This window comes from Psychrobacillus sp. FSL H8-0487 (assembly GCF_038008385.1).
In the GTDB taxonomy this organism is placed as follows: Bacteria; Bacillota; Bacilli; order Bacillales_A; family Planococcaceae; genus Psychrobacillus; species Psychrobacillus psychrotolerans.
This window is the reverse complement of the sequence record NZ_JBBOZA010000001.1, coordinates 3,758,357-3,774,122: the sequence shown is the minus strand read 5'-3', so window position 1 is coordinate 3,774,122 and position 15,766 is coordinate 3,758,357. Positions and strand designations below refer to the sequence as shown.

General features: G+C 34.9%; 15 protein-coding genes and 1 riboswitch. Of the genes, 9 read left to right on the top strand and 6 right to left on the bottom strand.

The features are described 5' to 3' along the window. Positions 1–225 precede the first annotated feature (225 nt). Positions 226–1,734 (top strand): malate:quinone oxidoreductase, encoded by a 1,509-nt coding sequence (locus tag MHI47_RS19320; RefSeq protein WP_340831933.1) that lies wholly within the window; start codon positions 226–228, stop codon positions 1,732–1,734. 169 nt (positions 1,735–1,903) lie between these two features. Further along, complete coding sequence (locus MHI47_RS19315; RefSeq protein WP_093537975.1) at positions 1,904–2,128, top strand: DUF1540 domain-containing protein; 225 nt, start codon at positions 1,904–1,906, stop codon at positions 2,126–2,128. 120 nt (positions 2,129–2,248) lie between these two features. On the opposite strand, the gene MHI47_RS19310 is transcribed toward MHI47_RS19315, so the two are convergent. After that, the gene (locus MHI47_RS19310; RefSeq protein ID WP_340831932.1) at positions 2,249–2,782 is read right to left on the bottom strand and encodes an ECF transporter S component; all 534 of its coding nucleotides are present in this window, start codon (positions 2,780–2,782) and stop codon (positions 2,249–2,251) included. A gap of 287 nt (positions 2,783–3,069) precedes the next feature. Here MHI47_RS19310 and MHI47_RS19305 point away from each other — a divergent pair, with 287 nt between their 5' ends. Next, positions 3,070–3,873, top strand: a complete 804-nt coding sequence (locus MHI47_RS19305) for a hypothetical protein (RefSeq protein WP_340831930.1) — start codon at positions 3,070–3,072, stop codon at positions 3,871–3,873. A 77-nt stretch (positions 3,874–3,950) separates the two neighbouring features. Here MHI47_RS19305 and MHI47_RS19300 read toward each other — a convergent pair whose 3' ends face one another. Together MHI47_RS19300 and pgeF are read right to left on the bottom strand one after the other, a co-directional pair. Beyond that, positions 3,951–5,141, bottom strand: a complete 1,191-nt coding sequence (locus MHI47_RS19300; protein ID WP_340831928.1) for a M14 family metallopeptidase — start codon at positions 5,139–5,141, stop codon at positions 3,951–3,953. Between the two features lie 112 nt (positions 5,142–5,253). Continuing rightward, positions 5,254–6,015 carry a peptidoglycan editing factor PgeF gene (gene pgeF / locus MHI47_RS19295; RefSeq protein WP_340831927.1) on the bottom strand — a complete coding sequence of 254 codons (762 nt, stop codon included), beginning with the start codon at positions 6,013–6,015 and terminating at the stop codon, positions 5,254–5,256. 137 nt (positions 6,016–6,152) lie between these two features. On the opposite strand from pgeF, the gene MHI47_RS19290 reads away from it, so the two are divergent. The 3 genes from MHI47_RS19290 (at position 6,153) to gltP (ending at position 9,708) form a co-directional block, all read left to right on the top strand. Then, positions 6,153–7,418, top strand: coding sequence for a sensor histidine kinase (locus MHI47_RS19290; RefSeq protein WP_340831925.1), 1,266 nt, complete (start codon positions 6,153–6,155; stop codon positions 7,416–7,418). Positions 7,419–7,422: 4 nt separating this feature from the next. After that, positions 7,423–8,307, top strand: coding sequence for a response regulator (locus MHI47_RS19285; protein WP_340831923.1), 885 nt, complete (start codon positions 7,423–7,425; stop codon positions 8,305–8,307). Positions 8,308–8,427: 120 nt separating this feature from the next. Then, a complete protein-coding gene (gene gltP, locus MHI47_RS19280) occupies positions 8,428–9,708 on the top strand; it encodes a glutamate/aspartate:proton symporter GltP (protein WP_093537968.1) in 1,281 nt (426 codons plus the stop codon). A gap of 175 nt (positions 9,709–9,883) precedes the next feature. Here gltP and MHI47_RS19275 read toward each other — a convergent pair whose 3' ends face one another. Together MHI47_RS19275 and MHI47_RS19270 are read right to left on the bottom strand one after the other, a co-directional pair. Continuing rightward, the gene (locus tag MHI47_RS19275) at positions 9,884–10,015 is read right to left on the bottom strand and encodes a hypothetical protein (RefSeq protein WP_281249759.1); all 132 of its coding nucleotides are present in this window, start codon (positions 10,013–10,015) and stop codon (positions 9,884–9,886) included. Position 10,016: 1 nt separating this feature from the next. Continuing rightward, positions 10,017–11,321 carry a helix-turn-helix domain-containing protein gene (locus MHI47_RS19270; RefSeq protein ID WP_340831922.1) on the bottom strand — a complete coding sequence of 435 codons (1,305 nt, stop codon included), beginning with the start codon at positions 11,319–11,321 and terminating at the stop codon, positions 10,017–10,019. Positions 11,322–11,763: 442 nt separating this feature from the next. On the opposite strand from MHI47_RS19270, the gene MHI47_RS19265 reads away from it, so the two are divergent. Next, the gene (locus tag MHI47_RS19265) at positions 11,764–11,928 is read left to right on the top strand and encodes a YvrJ family protein (protein WP_093062371.1); all 165 of its coding nucleotides are present in this window, start codon (positions 11,764–11,766) and stop codon (positions 11,926–11,928) included. A gap of 188 nt (positions 11,929–12,116) precedes the next feature. Here the strand turns inward: MHI47_RS19265 and MHI47_RS19260 are convergent, their stop codons facing one another. Next, the gene (locus MHI47_RS19260) at positions 12,117–13,517 is read right to left on the bottom strand and encodes a purine-cytosine permease family protein (protein WP_093537966.1); all 1,401 of its coding nucleotides are present in this window, start codon (positions 13,515–13,517) and stop codon (positions 12,117–12,119) included. 189 nt (positions 13,518–13,706) lie between these two features. Further along, positions 13,707–13,890, top strand: a riboswitch (Lysine riboswitch). Between the two features lie 124 nt (positions 13,891–14,014). Here MHI47_RS19260 and MHI47_RS19255 point away from each other — a divergent pair. Together MHI47_RS19255 and MHI47_RS19250 are read left to right on the top strand one after the other, a co-directional pair. After that, complete coding sequence (locus MHI47_RS19255; RefSeq protein ID WP_340831920.1) at positions 14,015–14,860, top strand: transporter substrate-binding domain-containing protein; 846 nt, start codon at positions 14,015–14,017, stop codon at positions 14,858–14,860. 129 nt (positions 14,861–14,989) lie between these two features. Next, positions 14,990–15,751 (top strand): amino acid ABC transporter permease, encoded by a 762-nt coding sequence (locus MHI47_RS19250; protein WP_340764224.1) that lies wholly within the window; start codon positions 14,990–14,992, stop codon positions 15,749–15,751. Positions 15,752–15,766 lie beyond the last annotated feature (15 nt).

The window sequence follows — 15,766 nt, the reverse complement described above, 5'->3', positions numbered from 1 at the left end:
GTATGTCATTACCTGACTGGAAGTAGTCACATTTTTTGCTGACTTTAAAATCGCTTACAAATAGCTTATAATGGACTCGTAGTAGAAGATAGAATATTTATAATTGTAATTTATGATATGGTTATATTAGAATAGAAAAGATGTATTTCTGTAATTTAACTTGACATAAAGTTATGCCTAAGTAGTGTACATCCTTTAAACAAATACGGAGTAAGGAAGGTTTATATGAACAAGAGAGAAACTGAAATAGAAACAGAAGTTATCTTAATAGGTGCCGGAATTATGAGTGCTACTTTAGGAACATTATTGAAGCAATTAAAACCAGAGTGGAAAGTTAAAGTATTTGAGAAACTCGATAAAGCAGGGGAAGAAAGCTCTAACGAATGGAATAATGCTGGAACAGGGCATGCAGCACTGTGCGAGCTAAACTATACTTCAGAAAATCCTGATGGCTCTATGAATATTACTAAAGCTATTAATATTAATGAACAGTTCCAACTTTCCATGCAGTTTTGGTCTTTTCTGGTAAACAGTAAGCTACTAAATAATCCGGAAGATTTTATCATGCCGTTACCTCACATGAGCATGGTACAAGGAGAAGAGAACGTCGCATTTTTAAAGAAACGTTTTGAAGCAATGTCAAATAACCCTTTATTCCAAGGAATGGAATTTTCCGATAATCCAGAAAAACTGAAAGAATGGATTCCGCTGATTATGCAAGACCGTCCAGCAACAGAAGCAATTGCAGCTACAAAAATTGACTCTGGAACAGATGTTAACTTTGGAGCTTTAACACGTATGTTGCTTGACCATCTAAAAAACCAAAACGTTGATATAAATTATAATCATAGTGTGGAAAATCTTAAACGCACGAGTGATGGTAAATGGGAAGTAAAAGTAAAGAATGACGCTGAAGGTAAAATTGAATACCATACCGCAAAATTTGTCTTCGTTGGAGGCGGAGGTGGAAGTCTTCATTTATTACAAAAATCCGGTATTCCTGAAGGGAAGCATATTGGTGGATTCCCAGTAAGTGGACTATTCTTAGTATGTAACAAACCAAAGGTTGTAGAACAACACCATGCAAAAGTATACGGGAAAGCTAAAGTTGGTGCTCCACCAATGTCTGTTCCGCATCTTGATACTCGATTTATTGACAATAAAAAATCGTTACTATTCGGACCATTTGCAGGTTTCTCACCGAAGTTTTTAAAAACTGGTTCCATGATGGATTTAGTAACTTCTGTGAAACCAGATAACTTAACAACTATGTTGGCAGCAGGCGCAAAAGAGTTATCATTAACAAAATACTTAATCCAACAAGTTATGTTGTCAAAAGAAAAACGTATTGAAGAATTACGTGAGTTTATCCCTAATGCTAAACTTGAAGATTGGGATACAGTAGTTGCAGGTCAACGTGTACAAGTTATAAAAGACACAGAGACTGGTGGTAAAGGCACACTTCAATTTGGTACAGAGATTGTTACCGCAGAGGATGGCTCTATCGCAGCATTGCTAGGTGCCTCTCCAGGTGCCTCAACTGCTGTACATGCCATGATCGAGATACTTTATAGATGCTTCCCACAACATGTAGATGAGTGGGAACCAAAAATTAAAGAAATGATTCCATCATATGGCGTATCGTTAATGGAGAATCCTGAGCTTTTACAGGAAGTTCATGCTTCAACTGCAGAAACACTTCTACCAAGCAAGAAAGAGAAAGCTCATAATTAAGTCTTCCAAAGAATCTTTAATCTGTCTATTGATGGATTAAAGATTCTTTTTTGATTTCTAGGACTTTCAGAAGAAAAATTCTTATAAATTAATATCGTAGAATGGGACAAGATACTTTATAAGGAATACATTTTGTATTTCTTAATAAATTTCAATGAGGAGGACATTTATGCCAAATGTAGAAGTGAAATGCGCTGTATCAAATTGTATTTTTCACGCAAAAGGGAATGTTTGTGGTGCCGAAAAAATTGAAATAGATATGGATTACCATGCAAACCACAATAATACAGAGTTCGCTTCTGAATTTGATTACCGCTCTATTTCTGAAGAAGCTAGTCATTCTGCAGATACTTGCTGTAAAACGTTCAAATCTAAAGATGTAGCTTGTGAATAGTATTAGTAAATCATACTAATGATAAAAGCAGCCCTGTTTTTTAGATTATATTGGCGAAAATAACCTGATCATTGAGATGGAGGGACTAAAGAATATTATCTTTAGTCCCTCTTTATATAGCTATTTGAAATACGGAATTTTTTTTAGTACTACACAAACTGGAATGGCAACACAGAGTCCTACCACATTTTGTACGATGTTTCCAGGAATAGAGGCTGCTGGTATGATCCAACTTTTAAAGATGATTGCTTCTCCAAGATAATAGACAGCTAGCATAAAAGGAATCGACAGAATTGTAGCAATTAGATTGAGTGCTAAACTACTTCCGTTGCGTCCCTTCGACCAAGCAACTTTTCCCACGATATAACCCTGCAAGCCACGTGCTAAAAACGTAATTGGTGCCCATAAAACCCAAGGACCTACTAAATCGAATAAGCCCATACCAATAGCACCAGCAATAGCACCTTTTTTAGGGCCAAATAAAATAGAAGAGATAAAGAGTACGGCCGTTCCAAGATGAACTAACCCTCCATTAGCTGTGATAGGTAATTTAATGTTTAACAAAATAGTAGCAACGAAGACAAGTGCAATTAACATAGATGTAATAATTAAATCGAAAGTACGTACATGAGAATAGCTTGTTGTTTTTTGCATAGTTGAATCCTTCCTTTTTCAAATTATTTTTTAGATTGAATTTACATTAGCAATGAATTGATGTTTTTAAAAGTACCAATATAAAGAAAACTGTAGTGGTCAGTTTGTAAGGAAACAGAAAACTTAAGAGCAAAATTCAATATAACTAGTGGATTTAAATCTCGAACAAAAAAACGTTCAAAGGCAAATATCCTTTAACGTTTATTTTTTATACATATGTCGTATTAGTATTGTTATAGGACATGATACAATTTAATCATCCAAACTTGTATATAGGGGGTGGAGAGATGGCTCGTAAAATTGCTCCATATATTTTGGTAGTTGGTCTATTCTGTATAGTATTGGATGGACTTTGGATTGTAGAGTCATATGATTCGTCTATTTCTTATCCAAGAGAGGTATTTGTTTATTTGTTAATAGGGATATGTTTGATCGTTATTTCCTATTTCTTTTTCAAATTTAAAAAGCCTCTAAGCATAGAAATACCGAAGGATCGCGAAGCTAAGATAGATAATAGAGTGTATATTCGCAAAGTATGGGAAAAAAGAGAGGAACTTGGCGAAAGGGCAATGGTAGTTCTCTTGATTATTTTAATAATTATAGCTGTTTTCGATTTTGGGCTAGCCGTTCAATTATTATCACCAATCTTATTCTGTGGAATGGTTGTAGTAGCTTTCCTCTATGCAATGTATCATGAAGAAATGCAAGTGGAAGATGATGAACAACTAAAACCCAAAACTGCTAAAATCCGAAAGCTTATGAGTTTACTTGATTATAGAAATCACCTCTTTAGCTTGTCCTTGCTCCTATTTATAATAATAATCTTCTCTTATTTATTCGCTAAGGATCTAGGTTATACATTTGCCGAAATAAGTGGTATGAATGTAATGACTTTAGAGGGTGGAGTATATAGCTTAGCTGGCCTTATTTTTTTATGTGGGTTTGTCTATATTATCCACCACGTAGATTTTTTAGGTGTTCGACAAGCAACACAGAGTTATGAAAAGGTATTAAGAATACATTTTCTCGAACTCGGTTTTGTGGGAATAGTTTTCTTTATTTGGTTAATATCTTTAGTGTTCAGCTATTAGAGTCTATATAGTCAGTCGTCGAGATATGATAATCACGATGACTGACTGATAATATATATGCAATTCTATTTAAAATTTTATACATACAGACCTGCTAAGAAAATACCTAATGCCTCTTCATAGATTTCATCAAATTGGGAGAGGGGTAGTGGATTTATACCTGTGCCAAGCTCAACCGTAAATCCTGGTCTGCGCCAATCCTGGATAAACCAGTCTTTATAGCCTGCATAGCTATCAATCGTTTGCACAGGCTCGTAGCCACTGACTCTACTAAATTCTGTGACCATTGCTTCAGACTCGGGTGGCTCGAGGTTTTCAAATCCCCAATAGATAACTTCTCCTTGTGTATGAAATGCAAGTACTCTTGCAAAATCACTATTTCTAGTCAAATCTGCCATTGCAATTGCTTCGGGTTCAGACAAGGGGCTTTCCCCTCCGTAATCTCTGGGACCTGGTACCTGAGGATTACGGGCACGTTCTAATTCCCATTCAGCAGGAAATTGATCATTCAGATCGACTCCTCGAATATTTGCTTTCCATCCTGAAAAATCAGAGCTGCCATTATTCCATTCAATTACTCTATCTCTCCATGGACTTTCTTCTGGTAGACCATTTAGTACAAGATCCACACCATCCGGATTAACCATGGGAACTATAGACAGAGAGGCTTGTGAGTATAGTGGAAGCGTATTGAGCCCTCGAATAGGAGTTTGGTTAGTGAGAGACAATGCGTAATCATTTAAAAAAGTTAATATGATGGGAGTTGTAATCCATTCATTTGCATGGAAGGAAGCATTATAATGAACTCTTTTTTCTCCATCTCCTATTAATACTTCAGGTATTTCCCGCCCCTCAACTGAATTACCGATAGAAGATATCCTTAAAAACGGGTAAACAGTTTGTAGTTGTCTCATATCATTCATCAATGTGCTATAATCATAATTCTGTTTTCCATTCACTATTCTCCATGTCACTCTAATGGGAATGTTGATTGACTGTCCGATTCTTAAAAACGCTGGATTAAGTGTAGGATTAACAAGGAAAAGTGTATCCAGTGGAAGATTTCTGCTACTAGCAATAGACCACAGTGAATCCCCCGATTTAATTTGGTAAGAAGTAGTAACATATCCTGGGATTTGAATACGCGCACCTATTGATAGTGTTTGTGGGTCGATATTCCGATTAGAGTCAATAATAAGCCGAAAAGGAACCTTGAATAATTGACTATAATACCAAAGCGAATCCCCGGATCTAACGTATACGTTCATGTCGTTCCTCCTTTTTAAAAAAACCAATCATAAAAGTATATGAAAATAACTCAAAATTAGTGAGGAGTGCAATAAGTAAAAAGCACATCGAAGTCGATGTGCTTTTGGGAGGTTAATCTTTTTTCATAATAAAACTTAAATGCCGACCTGATTGTCGATCCTCTCGATAAGAGAATCCATCTGGACTTATGAACGTACAGGTTGGATCAATTGTAATATGGTCTGTAGGAATTCCGGCGAGCTCGCACTGTTTTTTCACTGTTAACTGGTTGTCGATATGATACTTGTTAGTTGAACTCTTAAAATATATAAAGTCTTTAGCATAGCCTAAGTTATTAAACTTTTTATAGACATCTAGATCTACTTCGAACTTCTCTTGGCTCAGGGCAGCACCTATTTGTACATGGAAGTCACTTGGGTTACAGTTTTCTACCTTTTTTAAGTGTCTAAACAGCTTTAGGGTCACTTCCTTAATCGTCCCTTGCCAGCCCGAATGAATCACACCAATAAGACCGTTCACTTTGTTGTAAAAGATGACGGGAACACAATCAGCGGAGAAACTGGTTAAAATAATATTTGACTCAAAAGTATACAAAGCATCCGTGTCAGGTATGGCGGTATTCTTTGTTCTAGCTCCACGACCTTTATCTTCAATCGTTACTCGATGAAAGTTGGCACTATGCGTTTGATTGGCGCAAACGAAATTGTCCATTTCACTAGAAAGAGAAGTCGCTAGTTTTTTTCGGTTTTCAAGGATGTACTCCGTATTTTCACAAATATGTAGAGCCATGTTTCCTTGTTCTAGTTCTGTAATATTTTTCAAGGTCATTCCTGCAACTATCTTGTCATTATTAACGTACATTTTCATTTTCATGTCATCACCTAAATTCACTATATAATAGCGGGTTTTAAATGTATATATAATACAATGGGATGATTGTACTTTTGTCTAAAGTTTCGTTGGAAATGCTATACTTATATCTAATAAATATATCCATATAGGAGAGTTTTATGGTTTTTAAACGACACCAATTAGTCGCTAATAAATGGAGTGTACTAATTTTAACGATATTAATAACTGTAATAGCTAGCGAATTTAAAGTGATTCCTTTTAATGGGGAGGATTTCCGTTTTGGATTAGGAAGTGCTGCTTTTTTCTTTCTTCTGTTAATATTTCAACCGACGTCTTTAATATTCACGGGTTTTTTAACAGGAGTTACGGTTGTTCTTGTGCGAATTGGGGAGGATATGATATTTACTGATGAGGCTTTTGGGCTAATATTAGTAGATCATATACCCGCTTTTTTATTTTATTTGCTTTTTGCAACCGGCTTTAGTGTTATACGCATAGAGCGGTTTAAAAAGGCGCCTCTGCTTCTAGGAGCGTTTGCCACAGTTTTGGAGTTTACAGCTAATAGTGTGGAGCATATTGTTCGATATTTATTATGGAGCAATATGCATCTGGAGGTTCAAGAATGGGTACTATTAGCATTGGTAGCCATTTTTCGAAGTTATTTTGTAGTAGGCTTATATAGCTCAATTATTATAATGGAGCAAAATAAGCGGATACAAGAAATGTTAAAGGTTGGTTCAAACTTATATGCAGAAACACTTTATCTACAAAAATCGATGAATCATATAGAGAAAATTACTGCTTCTAGCCATGATTTATACCGCAAATTAAAGAGCCAGGATCATCTTGCTTTAAGTACCCAAGCGTTGAAAATTGCTCAAGAAATACATGAGGTAAAAAAGGACTCTCAACGGATTTTAGCAGGATTGCAAAAGATCACAACAGTTGAAAGGAACAAACATTACACGCTCTCAGAAGTTGTACAGCTTGTTATTCAAGGGAACGAAAAATACAGTGAATTACTTAATAAAGAAATAGTCATTCACTCTACTATTTTAGTCGATTATGACACAGAGGAACAAATTCCATTGTTGGCACTATTGAATAATATATGTGCTAATGCAGTAGAAGCTATATCAACTACAGGCAAAATTAGCATAGAGGTTTGTGAAGAGTCAGAATTAACGTGGTTTATTATCAAAGATACTGGAGGAGGTATCTCCAAAGAAGATCATGGCATTGTATTTGAACCAGGCTATACTACCAAATTTAATGATTCAGGAGTAGCTGCAACAGGTATTGGTCTATCCCACGTCAAAGAAATTATTACAACCTTGGAAGGCCAAGTACAAATTGAATCTTTTGATAAAGGTACTACCTTTAAGGTAAATATCCCAACAGAAAACATAAGAAAAGGTGGGTAAAATATTGCGTTACTATATTGTAGATGATGATCCAGCAAGTAGAATGATGCTAAGAAAAATCATAACAGATGACGAGTTAGGATTAGTAATTGGAGAAGCAGAAAATGGTGAAAAAAGCTTAGTTCCAATACTTGCTACACTTCCAGATGTAGTGCTGGTTGACTTTCTCATGCCAGATTTAGATGGCATCGAAACAATTGAAAAATTGAAAAATAGAGGATTTGAAGGTCAATTTATCATGATTTCTCAAATTGTTAATAAAGAAATGGTAGGAGAAGCTTATAAAAAAGGAATTGAATTTTTTATACATAAACCAATTAATAGGGTAGAGGTTCAAAGTATATTGCAGAAAAATGCAGAACAAAAACGGTTAAGGAATTCGCTTTTAACGATAAAAGAATCATTAGCAAGCTTCAATACAATTATGCCCCCTCTAAAAAAGGTAAACGTGGGAGAATTGGTCAGTATCAAGCTTGGTGATATGGGGATAATGAGTGAGGTAGGCAGCAATGACCTGAAAGAGATTATAGAAATGTTAGTGCACAGAAACAATGAGTCGAACGTTTTTCCAGCATTAATCGATATTTATGAGTCTCTTGCGAGAAGACGGAATGCAGAAGATATAAAAAAGGAAATGAAAGCAATTGAGCAGCGGCTCCGAAGAACTATATTAGCAGCAATCCAGCATATGGCTACAATTGGTTCAATCGATTATACAAGTAGAGAATTTGAGCATTATGCACCCCGATACTTTGAATTCCAAGAAGTTCGAAGGTTGATGATTGAGGTAGGAGAGAACCGCTTTAACTCTTCCAAAATAAAGATTAATATTAAAAAGTTTCTTCAAATGTTATACGTCGAAGTATTGGAAAGTTATAAGCAAATTTAGAAGACTCTTCGTCCGGGGAAGTAAAATGTAGGATTTTGTAGGATTTGATAGGTTATCTTTAAAATAGTTTTAAGCTATTTATATATGGAAAGCGCTTACAACTAGGAGGGATAGCATAATATGAAAAAGAAATTCAAGTTTACATTAGCATATCAAATATTAGTAGGTCTAATCCTAGGGATTATTGTGGGTGCAGTTTTCTTTGGAAATCCTTCAGTAGAAAAGTACTTGCAGCCAATAGGAACCATGTTTATCAATATGATTAAAATGATAGTTGTTCCTATCATTGTTTCAACTTTAATCTTAGGTGTTGCGGGAACTGGTGATATCAAACAATTAGGTAAATTGGGTGGGAAAACACTAATTTACTTTGAGCTTGTAACAACCTTTGCTATTATCATTGGATTATTTGCAGCAAACATTTTCCAACCTGGTGAAGGGATAGATATGTCAAGCCTTGCTAAAGGTGATATCGATCAATATGTTCAAACAACAGAGCAAGTCCAAAAAGAGGATCATGGGATATTAGATATAATTGTAGGAATAGTTCCTGATAATATCGTGCAAGCGATGGCGGCAGGAGAAATGCTTCCAATTATTTTCTTTTCGGTATTATTTGGGCTAGGTATTGCGGCAATCGGTGAAAAAGGAAAGCCTGTTTTAGCTTTCTTCCAGGGTACAGCAGATGCGATGTTCTGGGTCACAAATCTTATTATGAAATTTGCTCCTTTTGGCGTTTTTGCTTTAATCGGAGTAACAGTTTCTAAATTTGGTCTCGAATCCTTGTTGCCGCTGGGCAAGCTAATGATTCTTGTGTACGCTACAATGATATTCTTTATAATCATTGTACTTGGAGGTATAGCAAAATTTGTTGGAATCAATATATTCCATCTACTAAAAGTACTAAAGGACGAACTTCTTTTAGCGTATTCAACGTCAAGTTCAGAAACAGTTTTACCAAAAGTAATGGAGAAGATGGAGAAATTCGGAGCACCAAAAGATATCGTATCGTTTGTAGTGCCAACAGGATATTCGTTTAACTTGGATGGTTCTACGTTGTATCAAGCAATCGCGGCAATCTTTATAGCTCAGATGTATAATATTGACTTAAGTATTTCTCAACAAATTACTTTAGTACTAGTTCTAATGGTCACTTCTAAAGGTATTGCAGGAGTTCCAGGGGTTTCGTTTGTTGTGTTACTGGCAACTTTAGGAACAGTTGGTATCCCACTTGAAGGTCTAGCCTTCATCGCTGGAATTGACCGTCTTCTAGACATGGCTCGTACAGTTGTTAATGTTGTAGGAAATGCACTAGCTACGATCGTTATGGCTAAGTGGGAAGGCCGATTCGATCAAGAAAAAGAAGAAGCGTATTATCTTTCTTTAAAGAAAACGGTGTAACATCTTTTATAGAAAAAGGTCACTATATTCTAGAGTCATAACAACAAAAAAACCGGTTATCCAATTGGATGACCGGTTTTTTGTAGTCTCAGAAAAGCTCTACGATAAATTTAGTAATGAATGGTGTGCTTCGTTAAAGACCTGACTTGAAACTGTGCTTCAAATGTTGAGTTTTTTAAATAAACGAATTGTCTATAGATGTTGGTCTTGGAGTTTCGTCCTCGCTAATATGTTTTATGTTCGTTGTAAAGCTTAGAGCTAGGACGACAATACTTGATAAGGTTAGCAATACAATCTTCTTTTTCATTTTATAAATCCTCCCAATTCTTAATAAATTTTTGTTTAAATAAAACCTGATTTGCTTTTTGATAATATATACTTGCTGCTTTAAACTTGTGATGTTTAAAAAGGTAATCTGCCAATAATATAGAATACTTTTGAACATGACGTCCATCTTGTTCGTTTTCAAAATAACTTATAGCTTCTGTTAATACCATTTCAAGTTCTTCCGTTTGGTTAAGGTAATGACTATAAATTTCAAGGTGGTAAAAATAAGCAAAGTAATTTTTTGTAGATGATTTTTCTTGAGCAATTTTTATTAATCCTTTTTGACACCATTGCAGAACCTGTTGATGGTCAGATTGCTTGGAATACTCTTTTATAATAGATAAAGTTGTTAGTAAGTATCCTTCCGCATTACAGTCTTCTTCTTTAATTTTTAAACTAAGCTTATAAAACTCTATTGCTTTTTCAGGACACCCTTGAATGGCATATAAGGACCCAAGGTTTTGGTAAATCACCTCCTCATAGTTAATCAATTTATAGTCTTTCGCAAGCTTTGCCGCTAAATAATAGTTCTTTTCCGCTTCTTGAAATTGTCTCATTTTTTTATAGGCAATTCCTATAACAATGTAATTATCAATAGCTCTTTCGAATAACAGATTATCTTTATAGTAAAGTAGTGATTTGGAAGCGTAATTAATTGCATTAAAAAATTCATTACATTTTGAGTACGTTAAACTAAGTACATTATAGAAATCAGCTAATTCCCATTCTTCAATACTCCCTTTATTTAAGTGTCCTAATGAAAGTTCTAACCGGTTTAATGCAGCTTGGTAATTCCCCTCTAAATAACTATAAATCCCCAAATTCAAATTAAGAATAAACTTTGTTTTCTCGTCTATCTCGTCTTTTATTTGTACAATTGCCTTATAGATTGACTGCAGGTTTTCCTTCTTCTCATCTAGTATTAACAGTAGACGGAAGAGGTAAAGTTGATAACTGTAATAATTATTTAGTTGTAAAAAGTGTAGTTTTTCGTCGGTGTATTTCTGTAAAGCTCCCCTTATAAAGTTTTTATCTCTCTTCAAAACTCCTATTTTGTATAATTCGGATAGGGATGTAATCACTTTATTTTCCTTTTCACTGGACACTTGATCTATTTCTATATCTAGTTTTTTGAGTAATAAATTTACTACTTCTTCACTTGGAACCGTTAAACTATTTTCTATTTTACTTAAATAGGATGTAGAGCAGATTCCTTTGGCCAATGTGGTTTGTTTCATACTTTGGTCTATTCTTTCTGATTTTATTATATGACCTATACTACTCATTTTCTTCACCCCTTATGAATTAGTAATGTACTAATTCTTGAAATAATCTAAATATCCTTTTTCAATCGTTCGACCAAAAACGACTACTAAATTGTAGAAAGACTTACTATATTGTAGAGATTTGTAGAATATTGATACAATAATTATCCGAATTGATTTAGAAGTAGTAAATTTTCATTAAAATAGGAAAATAGGTTGAGTTATATAGTAATAAAGGAAGAACTCAGGTAATGTTTCCCAACCTTTAATTATTCTAAATATAACAAAAATTTAGTATAATTAAATAAAATATTAATAAAAAGGAGGAAGAAGACTAACGTGAGATAAAATTGTTTTTGGACAAGTAAGTTTTAGCAATACAACAGTCATACTTTAATTGGTTTTACTCAACGGGAATATCAATTGTTTGGGAATGGTAAATAAAAGGGAAAGGGGGGTACACATGATTGGGGAGGAAAACATCGTACAATTAATTGGAAACTTTGGATTTCCTATTGTAGTCACTATTTATTTATTACATCGCTTTGAAAATAAAATAGACTCTCTCGAAAATACCATTCACAATATAGCAAATGTTGTTAACAATAGTATAGAAAAAAGAAAGTGAACATGTAACAAGAAGGATTGAGTTCCTGTTGATAATATAGATTAAAATTATTCTTTTAAAGGTAAGCTAAGCTTATTTTCACTAACTATAATTTTCTTCTAAGAAAATGCTAGAAGTGAAAAGTAATCCATCCTGAGTAATAACTCAAAAATGGATTACTTTTTTAATGTGAATAAGGGGAACTACTGTTATGCAATATAATCCTCTTTGGGGATATCGTCGGCAGCACCTTTATTGTAATATTTCCCTTTTGTTAATACTGCTATAAAAACAGTAAGAATTGCTGCTAAAATAGCTGCAAAGAAAGCAGCGGTACTTTGTAAAAATGAACCCATATAACCTAATGCTGCAAATGTACCTATGCCACTAGCAACGATTAAAGAAACAACTCCAACAGGATTCCATTTGTAGAGAAATTCTTGTCGAGCCTCATAATAACCATTCCCAATTTTCAAAGCTTTTTTAACGACCAATGCATCGGTCACCAATATAGCTGCCCATGATAGTAAAAATACACCTTGAAATGTCATAGCTGTATCTAAATGATCTACAATACCACCGAGCATTAGAATTATTGCAGTAATTGCACTTACAACCACCCAAAATCTGCGTCCAGGTGTAAATTTAAAAATGTTTTCAAAGAAGTTTGATAGCGATAGGGAACTACTATATATGTTAGTAATATTTATACGTAGTTGAGTTAGCATCGTGAATAATGCTCCACCAATACCTAGAAGCATTACAATATAAACTCCTGGATTTGGTTCACCTAAGCGAACACCAAACCAAATACCAAGACCCCCCATAATACCGAAGCAGAAAATCTGTGGAATAAAACCGATTGCCACCGAACCAATTTTAATATCTTTTGGTTTTAGAAAACGAGCATAATCAGATGCTAGTAGGGCTGTTAGACCCATTATTCCATGTTGAACACCTATGCAAAGGAGTAAGGCTTGTCCTCCAACTTGAACGCCCTCAGGTAAATAAGTCCAAAAAGGTCCTTCAAATACGGAAGGTTTATAAAATGATATAACAACTGCTGTTATTAAGAAAACTACAAATATAGGTAGAGACCACTTTTGTAACTTATCTAGTTGTTTAATTCCAAACCAGTTTAAAGGTATAACGATAAAACCGAAGAAAATGATTAATGCCCATTCTTGTAGGTTAGGGAAGAAGGTGTGAACCGCGGATACTAAAATGAGTCCTTCAAATGCACAATACATAATAAAGTTTGTCGCGTAGAGGAACGATGTTAGGGAAGCACCTATATAGCCAAAACCACCGCCTCTAGATAATAAATTGACATTCATACCAGATTTCGCGGATAAGTAAGCAATGAAGGTTCCTAATATACCGGCAACTACTATTGCGTAAATCGAGGAGATAATAGCATTTAGTGCCCCAAATTGCAGAGCCATTACACTACCCATTTGAAAGTAAAAAATGGCAGTGGCTATGCCGAATGTAATATTGGTTATACTTAACCAACCCATATTTCTTTGGCTACGGGGTACCTTTTCTAATGAATAATCTGAGTCCATTTGTTCTGTTACTTTGTGATCTGTAGTTTGGACAGATCTCATAATATCATTCTCCTTTAAAAAATAATTACCAATGTAAGTAGACACATTAATAACTAAATTCTCATTGTTTTTATATTTCCACCATTAATTATAACATATACCTAGCTAAGTATTAATACTGAGGTAGTTGACAGAAATATATGTGTATTGTAAACTATGAAACATAATTGAATATAACCTCACTTAGTGTAGTGAGGTAGAGGCGCGATATTTAACAGTCCTTAGTGGAGTTTGAGAAGCTACGATGCTAGGGAGAAGGAAATGTCGCCGAAGTTTGTAATATTACTCGTTATTACTTGCTGGGTCTGTAGTTAATAATTGCAGGACTGTCCACTATAAACATCCCGGTTTATAATGGTGTGCTATCTCATTTGGGAAAAGTAGAGGACCTGGGCAACTATACATATTGCGACCTGAGTTCATCTCAGGTCTTTTTTTGTACAAGTTGTCTTTTTTTATAGGCAAGAACATATATTGATAAAAAGGGAGAAATTAGAATGAAAAAAAGATTAGCATTTTTAACGATATTTGTATCTATTACATTGTTATTAGCGGCATGTGGAACGGCTGATAAAGAGACTTCGGGATCTTCAACAGCTAAAGATACGGCTGATACATTTACAGTAGGCTTAGAAGCAGGTTATGCACCTTTTAACTGGACTCAACTAGACGATTCCAATGGTGGAGTGAAGATTGATGGAAACGCAGAGTATGCTGGTGGATATGATGTGGAAATTGCTAAACGTATTGCGGATGGATTAGGAAAGGAACTAGTTATCGTTAAAACAGAGTGGGATGGGCTTGTGCCATCATTGCAATCAGACAAGATTGATGCAATTATAGCGGGAATGTCACCTACAGAAGAGCGTAAAGAAACAATCGACTTTTCGGAAAACTACTATACTTCCAACTTTGTTATGGTAGTGAAAAAAGGTGGAGCTTTTGAAGGGGCTACTTCTATTCAAGACTTTAGTGGTGCTAAAATTACAGGTCAGTTAAATACTTCTCACTATGGTGTAATTGATCAAATCAAAGATGTGCAAAAACAACCAGCATCTGATAATTTCTCTGCAATGCGTGTAGCATTAGAATCTGGAGTTATTGATGGTTATGTGTCTGAACGTCCAGAAGGAATTAGTGCTTCTTCCGCTAATGCCAACTTTGCAATGGTTGAATTTACGGATGGATTTAAAGCGGCAGAAGAGGATACAGCAGTAGCAGTAGGCTTGAAAAAAGATAGTAATTTAACAGAAGATATTAATAAAATTTTAGCGGAAATTTCTGAAGAAGAAAGACAAGAAATTATGGATGCTGCTATCAATAACCAACCAGCGGCAGAATAAGGGTGAAGTGATACCGGCTGCATCTTTTTGCAGTCGGTTTTTATATGGAATATATGCTTTCTAATTATTAACTATCTAGCTCCAGACGCCAGCAGCGTCTGCGGCTTTTCTAAGAAAGGAGGGAAATGTATGAGCATTGAATATATTATTTCGATGATTACTAATAACTGGCCGATGTTCCTTCGTGGAGCAGGAATGACATTATTAATATCAATTATTGGTACAATTTTTGGTGCAGTTATTGGCTTGCTAGCAGGGGTTATTCGTACAATTCCTAAACCTGAAAGAAAAATGAAACGTATTTTGTTAAAAGTAGTAAATCTAATACTTTCTGCATATATTGAGTTTTTTAGAGGAACTCCGATGATCGTACAGGCCATGGTAATATTCTATGGATCTGCGCTTGCTTTTGGGATAGATATGGACCGTACAACAGCAGCAATATTCATCGTTTCGATCAACACGGGTGCATATATGGCAGAAATTGTACGGGGCGGTGTTATTTCCATTGATAAGGGGCAATTCGAAGCTGCACAAGCAATTGGTATGAATCATGTTCAAACAATGTGGAGTGTTGTTCTACCTCAAGTCATCCGAAATATTTTACCAGCAACAGGAAATCAATTTATCATTAATATTAAAGATACGTCTGTCTTGAATGTAATAGGTGTTACGGAACTATATTTTCAAGCGAAAACAGTTGCAGGTATAAGCTTTAAATACTTTGAACCATTCTTTATAGCATGTATTTTGTATTTCGTCATGACGTTTACAGTAACATTAATATTACGATATATAGAGAGAAGATTAGACGGCCCGGAAAACTACAGTATGATTGGTCAGCCGCCACCGCAACTTATGTTACCTAAAAATAATGCGAATATCGATTAAACGAAGGAGGAGAAA